Annotated in this window: 19 protein-coding genes and 1 pseudogene; 14 read left to right on the top strand and 6 right to left on the bottom strand. The window is 63.8% G+C overall.

The annotated features are described in order from the left end of the window. The first annotated feature begins 137 nt into the window (after positions 1-137). Both C7A17_RS09630 and C7A17_RS27195 read left to right on the top strand, forming a co-directional pair. Positions 138-1,562 carry an aspartate ammonia-lyase gene (locus C7A17_RS09630; RefSeq protein WP_106737829.1) on the top strand — a complete coding sequence of 475 codons (1,425 nt, stop codon included), beginning with the start codon at positions 138-140 and terminating at the stop codon, positions 1,560-1,562. Between the two features lie 11 nt (positions 1,563-1,573). Next, positions 1,574-1,702 carry a hypothetical protein gene (locus C7A17_RS27195; protein WP_267895736.1) on the top strand — a complete coding sequence of 43 codons (129 nt, stop codon included), beginning with the start codon at positions 1,574-1,576 and terminating at the stop codon, positions 1,700-1,702. 300 nt (positions 1,703-2,002) lie between these two features. On the opposite strand, the gene pdxR is transcribed toward C7A17_RS27195, so the two are convergent. Further along, positions 2,003-3,469, bottom strand: a complete 1,467-nt coding sequence (gene pdxR, locus C7A17_RS09625; RefSeq protein ID WP_106737828.1) for a MocR-like pyridoxine biosynthesis transcription factor PdxR — start codon at positions 3,467-3,469, stop codon at positions 2,003-2,005. A gap of 99 nt (positions 3,470-3,568) precedes the next feature. Between pdxR and C7A17_RS09620 the strand changes: the two genes are divergently transcribed. From C7A17_RS09620 to C7A17_RS09610, 3 genes and pseudogenes are all read left to right on the top strand, one after another. Then, on the top strand, positions 3,569-4,201 hold the full coding sequence (locus tag C7A17_RS09620; RefSeq protein ID WP_106737827.1) for an FMN-binding negative transcriptional regulator: 633 nt from the start codon (positions 3,569-3,571) through the stop codon (positions 4,199-4,201). A 19-nt stretch (positions 4,202-4,220) separates the two neighbouring features. Continuing rightward, a complete protein-coding gene (locus tag C7A17_RS09615) occupies positions 4,221-4,661 on the top strand; it encodes a GNAT family N-acetyltransferase (protein ID WP_106737826.1) in 441 nt (146 codons plus the stop codon). After that, positions 4,661-5,335 (top strand): annotated as a pseudogene (locus tag C7A17_RS09610) (GNAT family N-acetyltransferase). The gene C7A17_RS09615 and the pseudogene C7A17_RS09610 overlap by 1 nt, the downstream one beginning before the upstream one ends. A 54-nt stretch (positions 5,336-5,389) precedes the next feature. Here the strand turns inward: C7A17_RS09610 and C7A17_RS27385 are convergent. Continuing rightward, positions 5,390-5,686, bottom strand: a complete 297-nt coding sequence (locus C7A17_RS27385) for an alanine:cation symporter family protein (protein WP_463604510.1) — start codon at positions 5,684-5,686, stop codon at positions 5,390-5,392. A gap of 211 nt (positions 5,687-5,897) precedes the next feature. Beyond that, complete coding sequence (locus C7A17_RS09600) at positions 5,898-6,716, bottom strand: helix-turn-helix domain-containing protein (protein ID WP_106737825.1); 819 nt, start codon at positions 6,714-6,716, stop codon at positions 5,898-5,900. 161 nt (positions 6,717-6,877) lie between these two features. Between C7A17_RS09600 and C7A17_RS09595 the strand changes: the two genes are divergently transcribed. From C7A17_RS09595 to C7A17_RS09560, 8 genes are all read left to right on the top strand, one after another. Beyond that, a complete protein-coding gene (locus tag C7A17_RS09595; RefSeq protein ID WP_106737824.1) occupies positions 6,878-8,323 on the top strand; it encodes an alanine/glycine:cation symporter family protein in 1,446 nt (481 codons plus the stop codon). A 67-nt stretch (positions 8,324-8,390) separates the two neighbouring features. After that, positions 8,391-9,380, top strand: coding sequence for an asparaginase (locus tag C7A17_RS09590; protein WP_106737823.1), 990 nt, complete (start codon positions 8,391-8,393; stop codon positions 9,378-9,380). 25 nt (positions 9,381-9,405) lie between these two features. Next, entirely contained in the window at positions 9,406-9,849 is a 444-nt protein-coding gene (locus C7A17_RS09585) for a GNAT family N-acetyltransferase (RefSeq protein WP_106737822.1), read from the top strand. 83 nt (positions 9,850-9,932) lie between these two features. Next, entirely contained in the window at positions 9,933-10,379 is a 447-nt protein-coding gene (locus C7A17_RS09580; protein ID WP_106737821.1) for an Lrp/AsnC family transcriptional regulator, read from the top strand. Between the two features lie 391 nt (positions 10,380-10,770). Next, positions 10,771-11,877, top strand: coding sequence for a TRAP transporter substrate-binding protein (locus C7A17_RS09575; protein ID WP_106737820.1), 1,107 nt, complete (start codon positions 10,771-10,773; stop codon positions 11,875-11,877). Beyond that, positions 11,874-12,392: a TRAP transporter small permease subunit gene (locus C7A17_RS09570; protein WP_106737819.1), complete on the top strand. Its 519-nt coding sequence runs from the start codon at positions 11,874-11,876 to the stop codon at positions 12,390-12,392. Before C7A17_RS09575 ends, C7A17_RS09570 begins: the two co-directional genes overlap by 4 nt. Further along, entirely contained in the window at positions 12,389-13,714 is a 1,326-nt protein-coding gene (locus C7A17_RS09565) for a TRAP transporter large permease (RefSeq protein ID WP_106737818.1), read from the top strand. Before C7A17_RS09570 ends, C7A17_RS09565 begins: the two co-directional genes overlap by 4 nt. Positions 13,715-13,771: 57 nt before the next feature. After that, positions 13,772-15,355, top strand: a complete 1,584-nt coding sequence (locus C7A17_RS09560; RefSeq protein ID WP_106737817.1) for a gamma-glutamyltransferase family protein — start codon at positions 13,772-13,774, stop codon at positions 15,353-15,355. A 36-nt stretch (positions 15,356-15,391) separates the two neighbouring features. On the opposite strand, the gene C7A17_RS09555 is transcribed toward C7A17_RS09560, so the two are convergent. Together C7A17_RS09555 and glsB are read right to left on the bottom strand one after the other, a co-directional pair. Then, complete coding sequence (locus tag C7A17_RS09555) at positions 15,392-15,787, bottom strand: RidA family protein (RefSeq protein ID WP_106737816.1); 396 nt, start codon at positions 15,785-15,787, stop codon at positions 15,392-15,394. A 66-nt stretch (positions 15,788-15,853) separates the two neighbouring features. Further along, a complete protein-coding gene (glsB, locus tag C7A17_RS09550; protein WP_106737815.1) occupies positions 15,854-16,762 on the bottom strand; it encodes a glutaminase B in 909 nt (302 codons plus the stop codon). A gap of 142 nt (positions 16,763-16,904) precedes the next feature. Here glsB and C7A17_RS09545 point away from each other — a divergent pair, with 142 nt between their 5' ends. Continuing rightward, positions 16,905-17,834, top strand: a complete 930-nt coding sequence (locus tag C7A17_RS09545) for an AEC family transporter (protein ID WP_106737814.1) — start codon at positions 16,905-16,907, stop codon at positions 17,832-17,834. Here C7A17_RS09545 and C7A17_RS09540 read toward each other — a convergent pair. Next, positions 17,824-18,465, bottom strand: a complete 642-nt coding sequence (locus C7A17_RS09540; protein WP_106737813.1) for a hypothetical protein — start codon at positions 18,463-18,465, stop codon at positions 17,824-17,826. The genes C7A17_RS09545 and C7A17_RS09540 overlap by 11 nt on opposite strands. Positions 18,466-18,823 lie beyond the last annotated feature (358 nt).

Raw genomic sequence — 18,823 nt, 5'->3', positions numbered from 1 at the left:
TGCGCGACTGTAGTCACACCTGCATTATGCCGATTGTGCATAGGTCAGCAAACAACAGCATTGGCCAGCGCTGCGCTGAAGCCCTTAATCTATAGGCATCGCGGCACTCGCCGTTCTTCCCGAGAGTCATCTCCATCATGTCCGCTGCTGCATCATCCCGCGTCGAAAAAGACCTGCTTGGCACCCTAGAAGTCCCTGCCGATGCCTATTACGGCATCCAGACCCTGCGTGCCGTGCAGAACTTCCGCCTGTCTGGTGTACCGCTGTCGCACTACCCGAAACTGGTGGTCGGCCTGGCGATGGTCAAGCAAGCCTCGGCCGACGCCAACCGCGAGCTGGGTCACCTCAGCGCGGCCAAGCACACGGCGATCAGCACCGCCTGTGCGCGCATCATTCAGGGCGAGTTCCACGACCAGTTCGTGGTCGACATGATCCAGGGCGGCGCCGGCACCTCGACCAACATGAACGCCAACGAGGTCATCGCCAACATCGCCCTGGAAGCCATGGGCCATGAGAAGGGCGAGTACCAGTACCTGCACCCGAACAACGACGTGAACATGGCGCAGTCGACCAACGACGCCTACCCGACCGCCATCCGCCTCGGTCTGCTGTTGGGCCATGACAGCCTGCTCAATGCCCTGGACAAGCTGATCCAGTCGCTGGCTGCCAAGGGGCTGGAGTTCGGCCATGTGCTGAAGATGGGCCGTACCCAGTTGCAGGACGCCGTGCCGATGACCCTCGGCCAGGAATTCCACGCCTTCGCCACCACTCTTGGCGAAGACCTGCAGCACCTGAAGATGCTCGCCCCGGCGCTGCTCACCGAAGTGAACCTGGGCGGCACCGCCATCGGCACCGGCATCAACGCCGACCCGAAATACCAGGCCCTGGCGGTCAAGCGTCTGGGCGTGATCAGCGGTCATCCGGTCAAGCCGGCGGCCGACCTGATCGAGGCCACCAGTGACATGGGCGCATTCGTGCTGTTCTCCGGCATGCTCAAGCGCACCGCGGTGAAGCTGTCGAAGATCTGTAACGACCTGCGCCTGCTGTCCAGCGGCCCGCGTACCGGCATCAACGAGATCAACCTGCCACCGCGTCAGCCGGGCAGCTCGATCATGCCGGGCAAGGTCAACCCGGTGATTCCGGAGGCAGTAAACATGGTCGCCTTCGAAGTGATCGGCAACGACCTGGCACTGACCCTCGCCGCTGAAGGTGGCCAGCTGCAGTTGAACGTGATGGAGCCGCTGATCGCTTACAAGATCTTCGACTCGATTCGCCTGCTGACCCGCGCCATGGACATGCTCCGCGAGCTGTGCATCGACGGCATCACCGCCAACGAAGCGCGCTGCCGCGAGCTGATGGAAAACTCCATTGGCCTGATCACCGCACTGAACCCCTACATCGGCTACGAAAACGCCACGCGCATCGCCAAGACCGCGCTGGAAAGCGGCCGCGGTGTACTGGAGCTGGTGCGTGAGGAGAAGCTGCTGGACGACGCCACTCTGGCCGACATCCTGCGCCCCGAGAACATGATTGCGCCGCGCCTCGTACCCCTGCAGCAGTAAGGAGAACGACCATGCAACCGTCCACAGCTCCCAGCGTCAGGTTCCTGTTCCGTACCCTGCACCCGCCGCGTCGCTTCTGGCCGGGTCTGGGCGGTTTCTACAGCGGTGCGAGCCAGGCTCAAGCCCGTCCGCGCAGCTGAAAACCCTTTCATAGGAGGCCTTCACCAGCCTCAACCCTCAGGGATGGCCTCGGCCATCCCTTTTTTTGCCTGCCATTCAAGGATGGCTAGCGTAGGGTGCGCCACGCGCAACGCCGGCTGGCCTGCCTTAGAGCGTGTTCAAAGTCTGCTGCGCGTCGGCCATGCAGCGTTGAAATCAAGCTGGAACGCCAGCCCGGTCAGAATGCTCATTTACAGCTCGTAAAGTCGAACGCGACTCCGAGCGTTCTTCGCTCGATTTCGCCTTGCCTGGCTCTAGCTCGCGAGACTTTGAACAGGCTCTTACAGCCTCCATGCCCGGCGTAGCGTTCGTACCGCCTCGACGATCTGCGCCTCGGGTACGGCGGCGAACCCTAGCACCAGCCCGGCGCGGGAATCCTGTGACTCCTCGCTGTCCTCCAGCCAGTAATCGCTCAGACCATTCATTTCCACTCCGGCGCCGCGCGCCGCCGTGATCAGCTCGCGTTCGCGCGCCAGGCTGTCGACCCGCACGCACAGGTGCAGGCCGGCCTCGACCGCCGGCAGCGGCGCACAGCCGGCAATCGCTTGCGGCCATTCACGCAGCAGGGTGTCGCGGCGTTGTCGTGCCGCCTGGCGCATGCGCCGCACGTGGCGCTGGAAATGCCCGGCGGCGATGAATTCGGCCATTACCGCCTGGGTGCCGACCTCCGAGTGACGCATATCCACGGCGCGGCGCTGGGCGAAGGGTTCGGCCAAGGCCGCTGGCAGCACCAGATAGCCCAGGCGCAGGGCCGGGAAGGCCAGCTTGCCGAAGGTGCCGACGTAGATCACCCGCTGCTGGCGATCCAGTGCGGCCAGCGGCGCCAGCGGCGTGCCGCTGTAGCGGTATTCGCCATCGTAGTCGTCCTCGACGATCCAGCCGCCCTGGCGCTCGGCCCATTCCAGCAACTCCAGGCGCCGTGCCAGTGACAGGGTCACGCCGGTCGGGTACTGGTGCGACGGGGTCACGTAGACCAGTCGGCAATCCTCGAGGCTCGCCAGGCGGGTCGTATCCATGCCGTCGCCATCGACCGGCACGCCGCACAGGCTTGCGCCTGCAAGGGCGAAGGCGTGGGCGGCGGCGCGATAGCCGGGGTTCTCCACCGCCACGCGGTCGCCGGGTTGCACCAGCAACTGGGCACAGAGGCTGATGGCCTGTTGTGCGCCGCAGGTGATGACGATCTGCTGCGGGTCGCAGCTCAGGCCGCGGCTGCTGCGCAGGTAGGCGGCGATCAGTTCGCGCAGCACGCGCTCGCCGGCCGGGTCGCCGTAGCCCAGGCGAGCGGGTGATGGCCGGCGCCAGAAGCGTGCCTGCAAGCGTGCCCAGGTCTCGAAGGGAAACAGGTCGAACGCCGGCACGCCGATGCGAAAGGCGCGCGGTGCGCCAGTGACCGGCGCTGGCAGGTGGTGCTGGCGCAGGCGTTGCTGCGCCACGCCCTGTACCGCAGTCGTCGACACAGGCGCCGTCTGCGGCCGGGCCAGCGCCAGGTCGGCCACATAGGTGCCGTCGCCCACCCGCCCCTCGATGTAGCCCTCGGCATACAACTGGTCGAAGGCGCGCGTCACCGTATTGCGCGAGACGCCGAGCAGCGCCGCCAGGTCGCGGCTGGCCGGCAGCCGCGTATTGCCTGCCAGGCGGCCGTCGAGGATGCGTTCGCGCAACGCCTGATAGAGCTGGCGTGCCAGCCCGCCGGAAGGTTCCAGGCGAATCCCGGACAGATCGACCGGCAAGGGTGGTGGGGTGGACATGGTGGCCTCCGATTGGCTCCATGAAACTGCTGGTAAATGGATCTTACAGCGAACCAATATCCTGCCTAGCATGGGGCCATCGAATCAGGAGTCGCCTCCATGTACTGCCCCGCCGCCTTTCGTCAGGATGACCTGCCAACCCTTCACCAGCAGATTCGTGGCAGCGGCCTGGCACTGCTCAGCACGGCCGGCAGCCAGGGTCTGCAAGCCAGTCACCTGCCGCTGTTGCTGGAAGCTGACGAAGGTGAGTTCGGCACGCTCTACGGACACTTCGCTCGCGCCAACGGGCATTGGCGTGACCTGGCCGAAGGCGTCGAGGCGCTGGTGGTGTTCAGCGGCCCCGATGCTTACATACACCCCGGCTGGTACCCGGCCAAGGCCGAGCACGGCAAGGTGGTGCCGACCTGGAACTACATCGCTGTGCACGCCTGGGGCCAGGCCGAGGTGTTCGACGAGCCCGAGCGCCTGCTGCAACTGGTCAGCCGCCTGAGCGATCAGCATGAGCGTTCCCAGGCCAGGCCCTGGTCGGTCAGCGATGCGCCCGGCGAATACATCGACGCGATGCTGCGCGCCATCGTCGGTTTCGCCCTGCCGATCCGCCGTATCGAGGGCAAGTGGAAGCTTGGCCAGAACCGTTCCAGTGCGGATCAGCACGGCGTGCGCGCCGGCCTGGCCGCTTCCGCCAACCCGCGTGACCGCGAACTGGCGGCGTGCATGAATCTCAACGACTGACTGCTGAAAGGAATCCCCCATGCTCGAAATCCGTCCGCTCACCGCTGCCGACCACGCCGCCTGGCTGCCGCTGTGGCAGGGCTATCAGCGCTTCTATCAGGCCGAGATTCCGGCCGAGACCAGCGCCGTCACCTGGCAGCGCTTCCTCGATCCGGCCGAACCGATGCATGCCGCGCTGGCCTGGCAGGACGGCGTGGCGGTCGGCCTGGTGCACTTCATCTACCACCGCAGTTGCTGGACGACCGGCGACTACTGCTACCTGCAGGATCTCTACGTTGCCGAGAACACGCGGGGTGCCGGCATCGGTCGCGCGCTGATCGAGCATGTCTACGCCACGGCGCGCGCCGCTGGTGCCAGCCGCGTGCACTGGCTGACCCAGGAGACCAACTACACCGGGCGCCAGTTGTACGACCGCATTGCTGACCGCTCCGGTTTCATCCAGTACAGGAAGCTTTTCTGATGAGCGTTGATCTCACCCACTGGCAGCCCTGCCCCGTGCCCGATCAACGTCCACTGACCGGGCGCTTCGTGCGGCTGGAGGCGCTTGATGTGGCGCGCCACGGCGATGACCTGTGGGCAGCCTTGCAGGGCCCTGATCCGGCGCTGTGGGACTACCTGCCCTACGGCCCGTTCACCGAGCGTGCGGCCTTCGATGCCTGGCTTGGCGGCAACGCCGACAGCCGCGATCCGCTGTTCTACGCGGTGATCGATCTGGCCAGCGGCCGCGCCCTGGGGCTGTTCAGCTACCTGCGCATCACGGCGCAGGACGGCAGCATCGAGATCGGCCACGTTGCCTTCGGCGCGCCGATGCAGCGCACGCCGGGCGCCACGGAGGCGGTCTACCTGCTGGCGCGGCATGCCTTCGACGAGCTGGGCTATCGCCGCCTGGAGTAGAAATGCGACGCCGCCAATGCCCGTTCCATGCGCGCCGCCGAGCGTTTCGGCTTCAGCCACGAAGGGCTGTTCCGCCAGCATATGGTGCGCAAGGGCAGGAACCGCGACACCGCCTGGTTCTCGATCATCGATGGGGAATGGCCGACGCGCCGGGAAGCCTTCGAGGCTTGGCTGGGCGCTGACAACTTCGACGAGGCCGGTCGGCAGAAGCAGCGTCTGGAGGCCTTCCGCCAGGCATGAAAAACCCCGCACCGGCTGGGCCGTTGCGGGGTTTCTGACGCTGCGCGAGCTGTATCAGTCGCGGGTTTCCTTGACCACGATGCCGGACAGCAACAGCAGGCCGATCAGGTTGGGCAGCGCCATCAGGCCGTGGGCGATGTCGGAGAAGATCCACACCACACCGCTGGGCGCCCGCGCAGGCGCACCATGCAGCGCTCGCCGTAATAGCACCAGCCGAGGATGGTGGTGAAGGCGTAGACCAGCACGCTGATGGTCACGGTGTTGTTCTGGCGCCCAGCCGGGGATAACGGCCGAGTGCGAGTCTGGCAGCAGGGTGCTGATGCCGGAACGGGTTACTGCAGCAGTCGCCATGGCCAGGTCGGTTGGGCGGCTGGATCGTCATCGTCGGCAGTCAGACTGAGCGACGACTTCGAAGCGCGCGATTGTGTCCAGGCAGGTTGCTGGACGACAACAAACATCCTTATTTACGCGGAATTAACAGGGAATACCCATGCCCTGGTTTGTGAGGCGGGTATTTCCCTGATGAATACGGTTTTTGCAGCCGTATTTCCGTTCTGCGGAGTCATTCCATCTCGAACAGACCTTCACGCAGCTTGGCGCCGGCGAGGCGCTCGCGGATGTCGTCGTCGATGCGCGGATCGTCCGGGGCGTAGAGCATCAACTGGCGGTAGGCGTTGACCCGGTTGATCTCATCGCCGAGGTAGTGCCAGACCACACGGGTGCAGGCTGGTGTGCGCCGATCACCGCTGGAAACGCCGGTCTTGATGCCATTGAGGCGGTTGATACGGCTCTTGAAGCTGGGGATCAGGATGGTCTGGCTGACCTCGTTGCCGGTGAGGCTCTCGTAGTCGACCAGGAACATCCGATCCTGCAGAAAGAACGCCGCGCCCAGGTAGCGACAACGCACCCAGTCCTCGCTTCCGCCACGTGTGCGCTCTTGTCGCTCCTGGCGTTCCTGGCGCTCGAACAGGTAGTTGCCGCGCTCCTCGCGCAGATGCACCAGCGACAGCAGGATATGCCCCGGTACCGACATGCAGTTGGCGTACTCGAAGTAGTAGCCACAATAGCGGCCCATCGGGCTGGCCTGCTGGCGCAGCGGTTCGAACAGATCCAGCAGGGGGTCGTTACCGCTCTGCACCGGACTGCTGGAGCTGCGCGCTCCGATCAGGCGGGCGAATTGATCGCCCGGCATTTCCAGCTCGTAGGGCTCGACGCCGAAAAAATCGCAGATGCGCTTGAGGTTGTGCGCGGTGGGTCGGCTCTGTCCGGCGAGGTAGCGATTGAACTGTGCGCGGTTGAGCGAAAGCTTGCGGCAGACCTCGGCAATGGAGCGGTAGTGGCTGCACAGCAGTTTCAGGTTGCTGCCGAAATGATCCGACATATGGCGTTCCGAAGGTGATGCGAGTGTCGCGATTCTAGCATCAGGTCGCGTCACTTAGACGCGATCCGCGAAATTGTCCGCTGCAGGTGTCATCGCCAACCATGCGCCAGCTGCCCGGCGGGGCCGCATCCTAACTTCAAGAACAAGAGAGATAGCCTCCCATGCTCGACCTCCTCAATGATTTCATCTGGAGCAAGCTGCTGATCGTGATGCTGATCGGCCTCGGCTTGTACTTCACCATCGCCTCACGGTTTGTCCAGTTTCGCTACTTCAGCAGCATGTTCCATATCTTTCGCGAGGCTTTTCAGCGCCAGCCTGGTCAGCTCAGTTCGTTTCAGGCACTGATGCTCTCGGTAGCCGGCCGTGTCGGTGCCGGCAACATCGCCGGGGTGTCCGTCGCGATCATGCTGGGTGGGCCCGGAGCGGTCTTCTGGATGTGGGTTGTGGCCTTGGTAGGCATGGCTACCAGCTATTTCGAATGCTCCCTGGCACAGCTGTACAAGCGTCGCGAGAGCGACGGTAGCTACCGCGGTGGCCCGGCGTTCTACATCCAACACGGCCTCGGCCAGCGTTGGCTGGGCATCGTAGTCTCGATCCTGCTGCTGGTGACCTTCGGTTTCGGCTTCAACGCTGTGCAGTCCTTCACCGTAGCTAGCTCGCTGCATGACACCTTCGGCCTGCCGACCCTGGCCAGCGGCCTGGCGCTGACCGTAGTCATGGGGCTGATCATCTTCGGTGGCATCAAGCGCATCGCCAGCATGGCGGATGTGCTGGTTCCAGTGATGGCGTTCTCCTACATCGGCATGGCGCTGGTGGTGATAGGCATGAACCTGTCCGAAGTACCTGCCGTGTTCACTCTCATCTTCAAGAGCGCCTTCGGCCTGGAACCGGCCTTTGCCGGAGGTATCGGTGCAGCCATCCTGATGGGCGTAAAGCGCGGTCTGTTCTCCAACGAAGCTGGCCTGGGCAGCGCGCCGAACGTGGCAGCTGTCGCCGAGGTAAAACACCCGGCCGCGCAGGGCATCGTGCAGTCGCTGAGCGTCTTTATCGACACCCTGCTGGTATGCACCAGCACCGCCCTGATCATCCTGCTGTCCGGTGTCTACCAGCCGGGTAGCGAAATGGCCGGTGTGGTTCTGACGCAGACTGCTCTGGCTGCCGTTGTGGGTGAATGGGGCCGCGTGTTCGTGAGCATCGCCCTGCTACTGTTCGTCTTCACCACCCTGATTTACAACTACTATCTGGGCGAGAACGCACTGGGCTTCTTCACCGAGAAGCGTGCACCCGTCATGGTTTACCGCGTGTTAGTGGTTTGCCTGGTGCTCTGGGGATCGGTACAGGATCTGGGTACCGTTTTCGCCTTCGCTGACGTGACCATGGGACTGTTGGCAATGTGTAACTTGGTTGCCGTGACCCTGCTGTTCAAGGTCGGCCTGCGCCTGATGCGTGATTACGACAGCCAGATCAAGGCTGGTATAAAGTCTCCGGTACTTGATCCCAAGCAGTACGCCGACTTGGATCTCGACCCCAAGGCCTGGAAAAGTTCGGCCGTGAGCGTCACCACCGAGAGCCCGGCTGAAATGGGCGAGCGCGTTTATCAGCGCTGATTTCGACCCGCTAGGAACAGGGGGCCTCGGCCCCCTTTTTCTTGCCTGAATTTCCTGAGGAGAGCTCATGGCTACCCCTGAAAAACTGCTGGTGCTCTACACCGGCGGCACCATCGGCATGCAGATGAGCGAGTCCGGCCTGGCCCCGGCTTCCGGATTCGAAGCCCGCATGCGCGAACAGCAGGCCATCGAGAACGATCCGGCGCTGCCGGCCTGGCAGTTTCGCGAACTGTTGCCGCTGATCGACAGCGCCAACATGAACCCCGGCCACTGGCTGGCCCTGCGCGATGTCATCGTGCAGGCCGTGGAACGTGACGGGCACGATGCCGTGCTGGTGCTGCACGGCACCGATACGCTGGCCTACAGCGCGGCGGCGCTGAGCTTTCTGTTGCTCGGCCTGAATGTCCCGGTAGTGCTCACGGGCTCCATGCAGCCGGCAGGCGTGCCAGGTGGCGATGCCTGGCCCAACCTGTTCGGTGCCTTGCGTGCGCTGCACCGCGGTGTCGCGGTGGGCGTGCATCTATACTTCAATGGCCAGCTCCTGCATGGCGCGCGTTGTTCCAAGTTGCGCAGCGATGCCTTCGACGCCTTTCAGGTGCTGCCGCGGCAGCGCCAGGCCGAGCATGTCGCGCTCAATGCGCGCATCGACTATCGCCAGGTACGCCAGCCGGTGAACCTGGCGGTCATGCCATTGCACCCTGCATTGCAGGCGAGCCATCTGCGTGCCTTGCTCGACAGCGGTGTCAAAGGCGTGCTGCTGGAGTGCTACGGCAGCGGTACCGGTCCTGCCGGCGACAGCGAGTTGATGGCGCTGCTGCATGAGGCGCATGTGCGGGGCGTGGTGCTGGCAGCGATCAGCCAGTGCCCGCAGGGGCATGTCGAGTTCGGCGTCTATGCGGCCGGGAGTCGCCTGGCCGAGGTGGGGCTGGTGTCCTGCGGCGGCATGACCCGCGAGGCGGCGCTGGGCAAGCTGTTCGCCCTGCTTGGCGCCGGTCTGACGCCTGCCGAAGTCGAGCACTGGTTGGCGCGCGATCTCTGTGGTGAGATGAGCGACTGACTCATCTGCCCCAGAGGAAGGATCGATGACCCTCGAAATCCGCCCCGTAGAAGCCGCTGATCATGAAGCCTGGCTGCCCTTGTGGCAGGGCTACCAGCGCTTCTACATGACCGAAATTCCTGCCGAAACCAGCGCTGTCACCTGGCAGCGCTTCCTCGATCCGAGCGAACCGATGGGCGCAGCGCTGGCCTGGCGTGACGGCGAAGCCGTCGGCCTGGTGCACTGGGTCATCCATCGTTCGACCTGGACGACCGGCGACTACTGCTACCTGCAGGATCTGTTCGTTGCCAAGGGCCAGCGCAGTGGCGGCGTGGGGCGGCAACTGCTGCAGTTCGCTTACGAGCAGGCGCGCGCAGCCGGCTGCTCGCGCGTGCACTGGTTGACCCACGAGAGCAACAGCCAGGCCATGCTGCTGTACGAGCGCATCGGCGAGCGTTCGGGTTTCGTGCAGTACCGCAAGCTGCTGTAAAAGGCTATCCGTCGCTGTCGAGAGAGGGAGGTTGGCATGCATCGCGCATCCGCCAATGCTCCCTCGCCTTCAAGCCCACGCTCATGAACAAGCTCGACAACGCTTTGCTGAATATCCTGATCAAGGATTCGCGTACTTCCTTTGCCGATATCGCCCGACAACTCAACATCTCCCGAGCACATGCGCGCACGCGTGTGCAGGCGTTGGTCGATACCGGCGTCATTGAGAAATTCACCGCCGTGGTGAATCCGGAGAAGCTCGGCAAGGGCATCTCCACCTTCGTCGATCTCACCGTTGCGCCGCATGCCATCGAGTCCGTCGCCGAGCGCCTTTCGGCCACTGTGGAGGTGGTCAGCCTGTACATCATGAGCGACCTGAAGAGCCTGCATATCCACACGCTCACCGACAGTTACGAGACCTTCGACGCCTTCGTCCGCCAGCACATTTTCAATCATCCGGAAATCCTCACGGTCGATTGCAAGGCGCTGATGACCCGGGTCAAGCACCGCCGTGGTGGCGCTCGTTTGTAACATGTTGATACAGATGGTCATTTTGCCAATTGGCGGGATTTTTGCGCCTTAAAAAAGCGCTCTGTGCGTTCTCGTGGTGCATAGCAGCCATTCGTCAGTGAGGGACGAGTCGATCCGACCGATTGGATGCACATGTCAACGCGCTGATGACAAATGTATCGAATGCGAGGGGCTGCCTGCCGTTTCGTCTTCTTCCGCTCATCCAAGATGCTTGTTTTTTGTGCGGCGGCATTTCGCCTCGAATGCTTTGAATTTTATTTTATTGCTTGTAAATCAATAGCTTATTTTGTTTTTCCTGCTGGCATGTGTGTTGCTCTAGGCCTTCCTGACCACTTTACATCCGATAGGCCGCCTCGCCGATTGGAGCCACTGTGTAACAGGAGACCGCCCCATGAGCCTTAACCGCCGTAAATTCCTGAGTAGCGGAGCCATTGCCGCAGGTGCCGGCCTGGCACTGGGTGCCTCGAGCATCGCCTCTGCCAACACCGGCAAGACCTTCAACTGGAAGATGACCAACGCCTACGCGCCGGGCTCGCCCTTCTACGTGCAGGGCCCGGGCAGCCCCACCGATTTCTGCAAGCGCGTCGAGGAGATGTCCGGTGGCCGCCTGAAGATCCAGCACTTCGCCGCTGGCGAGCTGATCCCGGCGTTGGAAGGCTTCGATGCGGTGTCCAGCGGCATGGTGGAAATGAACGCCGCCAACGCCTTCTTCTGGGCCGGCAAGATTCCTGCGGCGCAGTTCTTCACTGCCGTGCCGTTCGGCATGAATACCCAGGGCATGAACGCCTGGCTGTACAACGGCGGTGGCCTCAAACTGTGGGAAGAGCTCTACGAACCCCACGGCCTGGTGCCAATGCCCATGGGCAACACCGGCACACAGATGACCGGCTGGTTCCGCCAGCCCCTGGAAAACGTCGACAGCCTCAAGGGCCTGAAGATGCGCATCGCCGGCCTGGCCGGCAAGGTCTACAGCGAGCTGGGCGTGGCCGTGCGCCTGTTGCCGGGCGGTGAAATCTTCCCGGCGCTGGAGCGTGGCGTGATCGATGCCGCGGAGTTCGTCGGCCCCTATCAGGATCGCCGCATGGGCCTGCACAAGGCGGCCAAGAACTACTACACCACCGGCTGGCACGAGCCGACCAACGTCACCGAGCTGATCATCAACAAGCAGGCCTGGGACAGCCTGCCGGCCGATCTGCAGGCCATCGTGCGGTTCTGCGCCCAGGCCTGCAACACCGACAGCTGGTCGTGGTGCGACGCGGTCAACGCTGAGGCCATGCAGGATCTGGTGAACAACCAGGGCGTGATTGCCCGCCCGCTGCCGACCGACATCATCAAGCGTCTGCATGAAGTCACCCACGACACGCTGTCGAGCATGGCGGCCAGCGATCCGGCGACCAAGAAGATCTACGAGCACTTCTTCGCCTTCCGCAAGCAGTACATCTCCTGGGCTTCGGTGGGCGAGAAGGCCTTCATGGAAATCGGGATGGGCGAGTCATGATGTTCGTCGTCACTCGAATCGAACAACTGGTGGAAGCCCTGGGCGCGCTCGCACGCGCCTGCGTGCTGCTGCTGGTGCTGCTGGTGTCGTTCGACGTACTGATGCGCTACCTGTTCGACTTCAGCCCGGTGGCGTTGCAGGAGTTGGAGTGGTACCTGATCTCGCCGATCGCCCTGCTCGGCATCGCCTATACCCTCAAGCACCGCCAGGACGTGCGGGTGGATTTTCTCTACGAGAAATTCGGTGTGAAGACCAAGGCGGCCGTCGACCTGTTCAGCGGCATCGCCACCGCCGCCATCGGTTTCTACATTGCCCACTTGGCGTTCAAGTACACGATGCAGTCCTACAACATGGGCGAGGGCTCGCCCGATCCGGGCGGGCTGCCCTATCGCTTTCTGATCAAGGCCTTCCTGCCGCTGGGCTTCGCCCTGTTCGGCCTGCAGGGCCTGGCTGACAGCCTGCGGGCGCTGTGCACCCTGCTGCTGCCGGCTCGATTGCAGGAGGCTCGTCCATGACGCCCAATGAATGGCTGGCCATCAGCATGGTCATCGGCTTCTTCGCCATGATGATGGTGGGCGTGCCGGTGGCCATTTCCCTGGCCGTGTCCGGTTTCGTCGCCGGCATGATCGGCTTCGGCCCGATGCTCTTCGCCCTGCTGCCGGCACGCATGTTCGGCGTGGTCAGCAACTACACGCTGTTGGCGATACCACTGTTCACCTTCATGGGGGTGATGCTGGAGAAATCCCGGGTCGCCGAGGACATGCTCGACACCATCGGGCGTGCCATGGGTGGGCTGAACGGCGGCATGGGCCTGGCGATCATCCTCGTTGGCGTGCTGCTCGGCGCCTCCACCGGCATCGTCGGCGCCACGGTGGTGACCATCGGCCTGCTGACCCTGCCCACGCTGCTGCGCCGTGGCTACAACAAGACCGTGGCCTGCGGCACCATCTGCGCATCCGGCACCCTCGGGCAGATCATCCCGCCGAGCCTGGTGCTGATCCTGCTGGCGGACATCCTCGGTCAGTCGGTGGGTTCGATCTTCGCCGCGGCCTTCATCCCCAGCCTGGTGCTGGCGCTGATCTACGTCGCCTACATGCTGCTGCTCGGCTGGCTGCGGCCGGACTGGGTGCCGGCGATCCCGGCTGAAGAGCGCGCCCTGACCAGTCGCAAACAACTGCTCAAGGACATGGCGCGTAGCGTGCTGCCGCCGCTGCTGCTGGTGATGGCGGTGCTCGGCTCGATCATCGGTGGCGTCGCCGCGCCGACCGAGGCGGCCTCGATGGGCGCGCTCGGTGCGCTGGTCATCGCCGCCTGCGCACGGCGTCTGGACTGGAAGACCCTCAAGGCGACCCTGCATGGCACCCTGACCATCAGCGCGATGATCTTCCTCATCCTGCTCTGCTCGCAGCCGTTCTCCCTGGCCTTCCGCGGCCTGGGTGGCGAGGCGCTGGTGCATGAGCTGTTCACCATGCTGCCGGGCGGCGAGCTGGGGGCGATTCTGTTCCTGATGGCGGTGCTGTTCGTGCTCGGTTTCTTCCTGGAGTGGATCGAGATTTCCTACATCGCCCTGCCGATGTTTCTGCCGGTGTTCATCGCCTACGACACCAACCTGGTATGGCTGGGCATCCTGGTCGCGCTGAACCTGCAGATGTCGTTCCTCACGCCGCCGTTCGGCTGGGCGCTGTTCTTCCTCAAGGGCGTGGCGCCGCCGGGAATCTCGACCCGTGATATCTACATCGGCGCGTTGCCCTACGTGTTCCTGCAGATGCTCGCGGTAGCGGTGGTGTTCTGCTTCCCGCAACTGGCCACCTGGCTGCCGGCTGCGATCGGCTGGTGATGACCACAGCGGCCACGCCATCACCGGCGTGGTCGCCACGACAAGAAAGGAACTGTCATGCTGAAAACTACCCATGCCACCGGCGGCCTGTTCGTCGCCCCGCACCACCTGGCCGCGCAGGCCGGGCGCGATGTACTCAAGGCTGGCGGCAATGCCGTGGAAGCGATGGTCGCCGCCGCTGCCAGCATCGCCGTGGTCTATCCACATATGAATGCCATCGGCGGCGATGGCTTCTGGCTGATCCACGAGCCAGGCAAAAAGCCCATCGCCATCGATGCCTGTGGCAGCAGCGCGGCACTGGCTGATCGTGATTTCTACGCCGGCCATACGCAGATTCCCAGCCGTGGCCCACTGGCCGCATTGACCGTGGCGGGCACCGTCGGTGGCTGGGCCGAAGCCCTGGCACAGACCGCGCACTGGCAGTCGCAACTGACCTTGCCCGAGCTGCTTGCCGACGCCATCGGTCATGCTCGTCGCGGCATCGTGGTCAGCCGCAGCCAGGCGCATCTGACCCGCAGCAAACTGGCCGAACTGCAGGACGTGCCGGGCTTCGCCGAGGTCTACCTGCCCGGCGGCCAGCCGCCGTGCGAAGGCGACCTGCTGCGTCAGCCGGCCCTGGCCGACACCCTGCAGCGCCTGGCCGACGCCGGCCTGGACGACTTCTACCGGGGCGAGTTGGCAGAGCGCATGGCCGCCGACCTCGAACGCCTGGGCAGCCCGCTGCGCCTGGCCGACCTGCAGGGCTACCGCGCTCGTGCGGTCGAGCCGCTGAGCGTACGGTTGAACGATGCCATGCTGTACAACATGCCGCCGCCGACTCAGGGTTTGGCCTCGCTGCTGATCCTTGGCATCTTCGAAAAACTCGGGATCGAACAGGCCGAAGGCTTCGCCCATGTGCACGGGCTGGTCGAGTCGACCAAGCAGGCGTTCCTGATTCGCGACCGCGTGGTGACCGATCCGGCCCGCGTGCCGGAAGACCCGCAGAGCTTGCTGGCCGACGTCAATCTGCAGCGCCTGGCCGCCAATATCGATCCACAGCAGGCGCTGGCCTGGCCACAGCCGGCGCAGCCGGGCGACACCATCTGGATGGGCTGCATCGATGGCGAAGGGCGTGCGGTGAGTTTCATCCAGAGCGTGTACTGGGAGTTCGGTTCCGGCGTGGTGCTGCCCTCCACCGGTGTGGCCTGGCAGAACCGTGGCATCAGCTTTTCTCTCGATCCTGCCGCATTGCAGAGCCTGGAACCGGGGCGCAAGCCCTTCCATACCCTCAACCCGGCGTTGGCGCTGTTCGACGATGGCCGCACCCTGAGCTATGGCACCATGGGCGGTGAAGGCCAGCCGCAGACCCAGGCGGCGATCCTCAGTCGCTACCGCCTGGGCAGCGATCTACAGGCGGCGGTCAGTGCGCCGCGCTGGCTGCTCGGACGTACCTGGGGCGATGTCAGTACCACGCTGAAGCTGGAGAGCCGTTTCCCGGCCGAGCTGGTGGGACAACTGCGCCAGGCGGGGCATATCGTCGAGCTGCTGGACGAGGCTTTCAGCGACACCATGGGCCATGCCGGCGTGCTGCTGCGCCAGCCCAATGGCGTACTGGAAGGCGCCGCCGACCCGCGCAGCGACGGCAGCGTCTGCGGCTTGTGAAAAACGGCTGGGCCGGGCGCATCCGGCCCAGCGTGCTCACGGACGTCTGGCGATGAAATCGATCTCCACCAGGGCATGGCGCGCCAGGCCGGTGGTGCCGATGCAGGTGCGCGCCGGGCGTTTGCCTTCAGGGAAGTAGCTGGCGTAGATCGCATTGAAACGCTCGTAATCACCGTAGAAATCGGTGAGGAAAGCGCGCGCCGATACCACGTTTTCCAGGCCCAGGCCGAGCCCTTCGAGCACCACCAGCAGGTTGTCGAAGGTCTTGTGCGTCTGTGCCTCGATGCCTTCGGGCAGTGGCGCCGATTCGTTGCCCGGATCGATGGGCAACTGGCCGGTGATGAACACCCAGCCGTCGGCTTCGCAGGCATGGGAAAAGGGCGCGACCGGTGCGGGCGCACCGGCGAACATGTGGTATTCGGGCATCGACATGAGCACTCCTGGTCTCTGATGAACGCCAGTGCGGTTGCACGGCTTCAGTGACCATACCTCATCGCATCAGAATACCGACCAGCCAATTCGCTCACTGAGCAGCTCCAGCGCCGCCATGCCGGCCAGCGAGTTGCCAGCCTTGTTCAGCTCCGGTGACCACACGCAGATGGTGTATTGCCCTGGCACGATGGCGACGATGCCGCCCCCGACGCCGCTCTTGCCTGGCAGGCCGACGCGGTAGGCGAAGTTACCCGCTTCGTCGTACAGCCCGCTGGTGGCCATGATCGAGTTGACCTGCTGGGTCTGTCTGGCGCTGAGAATCTGCTCGCCGCTGTGCTTGCAGAAACCGTCATTGGCCAGGAAGCAGAAGGCCTTGGCCAGGTCGACGCAGTTCATGCTCAGGGCGCAGTAGCTGAAGTAGTTGCGCAGTACCGATTCGACGTCGTTGTGGAAGTTGCCGAAGGACTGCATCAGGTAGGCCATGGCCGCGTTGCGTGCACGGTGCTGGTACTCGGAGTCGGCGATACGCCGGTCGATCACGACATTGGCATTGCCTGACAGACGCCGGACGAAATCGCGCATCGACAGGGCTGGCGCGGCAAAGCGCGACTGGTTGATGTCGCTGATCACCAGCGCCCCGGCGTTGATGAAGGGATTGCGTGGCCGGCCGTTCTCCAGCTCCAGCTGCAGGAGCGAATTGAACGGTTGTCCGGATGGTTCGTGGCCGAGCCGTTCCCAGATCGTCTCGCCCGAATGCTGGATCGCCTGCACCAGGCTGAACACCTTGGAGATACTCTGGATCGAGAACGGGGTGCGCGCATCGCCGGCGGTGAACAGCTCGCCGTCGTTGCCATACACCGCGATGCCAAACTGGTTGGCCGACACGTCGGCGAGTGCCGGAATGTAATCGGCGACCTTGCCTTGGCCGATCAACGGACGGGCTGCATCGAGAATTTCGTTCAACAGGGCTTGCATGCTCTGGCTCGCGAGGGCGTCAGGTATTTGCCCGACAGGTTTGTGCTAGACGCCAGCAGAAACCTTCGAATCACAGCCGATGACTTGCTCTGCCTGGCGCCCGCCTCTAGTCTCGGCCTCTTCCCGTCGACGGCGTAGTCTGATGTCCACCGTTCTCAACGTGTTGTTGCCAATCTTCGGTCTGATTCTGATCGGCTACATCTGTCGACGCACCAACCGGCTGGGGCCGACTGCCGCTTCGGAGATGAACCGTTTCGTGGTCTGGCTCGGTTTGCCGGCGTTGTTGTTCAGCCTGACCGCCAAGGCCGACTGGGCGCAGATCTGGCAGCCTGGTTTCCTGCTGGCCTTCACCGGCGGAATGTTTGCTGTATACCTGATTACCTTGCTGTATCGCTGGAAGACCACCGGCAGTCTGGTGGATGCCAGCATCGATGGCCTCAGTGCCGGTTACGCCAACAGTGGTTACATCGGCATTCCGCTGTGCGTGCTGGTGCTGGGTGATGACGGCATGGCGCCGGCGTTGATCGCCTCGCTGATGGTGGTCTGCGTGTTGTTCGGCCTGGCGGTGGTGTGCATCGAGGTCGGCCTGCAGAGCAAGAAGGGAGTGAGCGGCGCGATCCTTCAGGTCGTCACTGCATTGCTGAAGAACCCGCTGGTAGTGGCGCCGCTGCTGGGCGCGGCCTGGTCGCAGGGTGGGCTGCAGATGCCTGCGGCGATGGATGAATTCCTGCGTCTGCTGGGGGCGGCGACCGTGCCCTGCGCGCTGGTATCGCTGGGCCTGTTTCTGGCGCAGCGACAGAGCGGGCCGAGCCAGGGCGTCTGGCCGCTGGTCGCGCTCAAGCTGGTGCTGCAACCGCTGATTACCTGGTTCATCGCCTTCGTGCTGCTCGACCTGCCGCCGCTCTGGGCGCATGCCGCGCTGCTGCTCAGTGCCCTGCCAACCGGCACCGGGCCCTTCATGCTCGCCGAGTACTACCAGCGCCAGGCGGCGCTGGTGTCACGGGCTATCCTGTTCTCCACGCTAGGCTCGCTGTTTACCCTGTCGCTGATCCTGTTGCTGATCACGCCTTGAGTTGCAGCTCCAGGCCCAACTGCTGCGACAGGCATGGCCAGCGGCGCCAGGCCGATGCGGTGTCCGGTGCTGCCAGGCGCTCGCGGTAGGCCTGCACCGACGGTTGGTCGAAGCTGGCGTCATCGAGCATGCCGGCCAGCGCATGATGCACCGCTTCGTCGAGCTGATTGGCGAAGGGTTCGCCGATCAACTGATGCGCGATCAGATTGGCGCGCGTGGTGTCCAGTGGGATCAGTGGCTGGCCGAGATGGGCGATGTAGCGGTCGTTGACCTCTTCCACCAGGCGGTGTGCCAGGTAGGCCTCGTCCAGCAACCCTTCGAGACCTTCATGGCCTGCCATCAGCTCGGGTGGCTGCAGGAAGAAGTGCTCGGCGATCTTCAGCACCGGCTTGATGGCGCTCTCGATACCCGCTTCACGTGCCACGGTGGCTGCGGCATCGAGTACGTCCGGCACCTCTTCGATGTAGGCGATGACGAAGCCGGTCAGCGCGCCTAGGGCATCATCCTCGGGCAGGCGGATCGACGGGTGCAGGCGTTCGAGCTGGGCCTGCAGAAACGCTGCAAGCGCGTGTTTGGCGGTTTCCTGCTGACGGGCCTGGGCAATCAATTGGCGAAGGGCGGCAGTGTTCATGACTACTCCTACATTTCAGGACATGGACGTGAACCTTAGCCGGCACTTTGGCCGGGCTAAGACGCGATTGTCATAATTTTTTCATACTTATGCGAGTCCGCTATATCCGCCTGTATCAGAACGGCTACACCCCGCGCCACTCGGGGCGTTTAGTGCAGGCCTCGAATCGTCCTGGCCATCGTCGTGCTCACGTTGCGGCCTGAAAGGTGCCGTCTATACTCGATTTCGAAAGGCAGTACCTGATGGAACCGGACGAGCTTTGGCACGGAAAGGTTCGACAGTAGTCGCCAGCAGTCAGGGGTGGTCATGCAGGCAGCGTGCGCCAGCAGCCAACTCCGTAGGCAGTCGATCCCTTAGC

Source organism: Pseudomonas mendocina (assembly GCF_003008615.1).
GTDB classification, from domain to species: domain Bacteria; phylum Pseudomonadota; class Gammaproteobacteria; order Pseudomonadales; family Pseudomonadaceae; genus Aquipseudomonas; species Aquipseudomonas mendocina_C.
The sequence above is the reverse complement of the archived record's forward strand: the minus strand, read 5'-3'. Positions and strand labels throughout refer to the sequence as shown.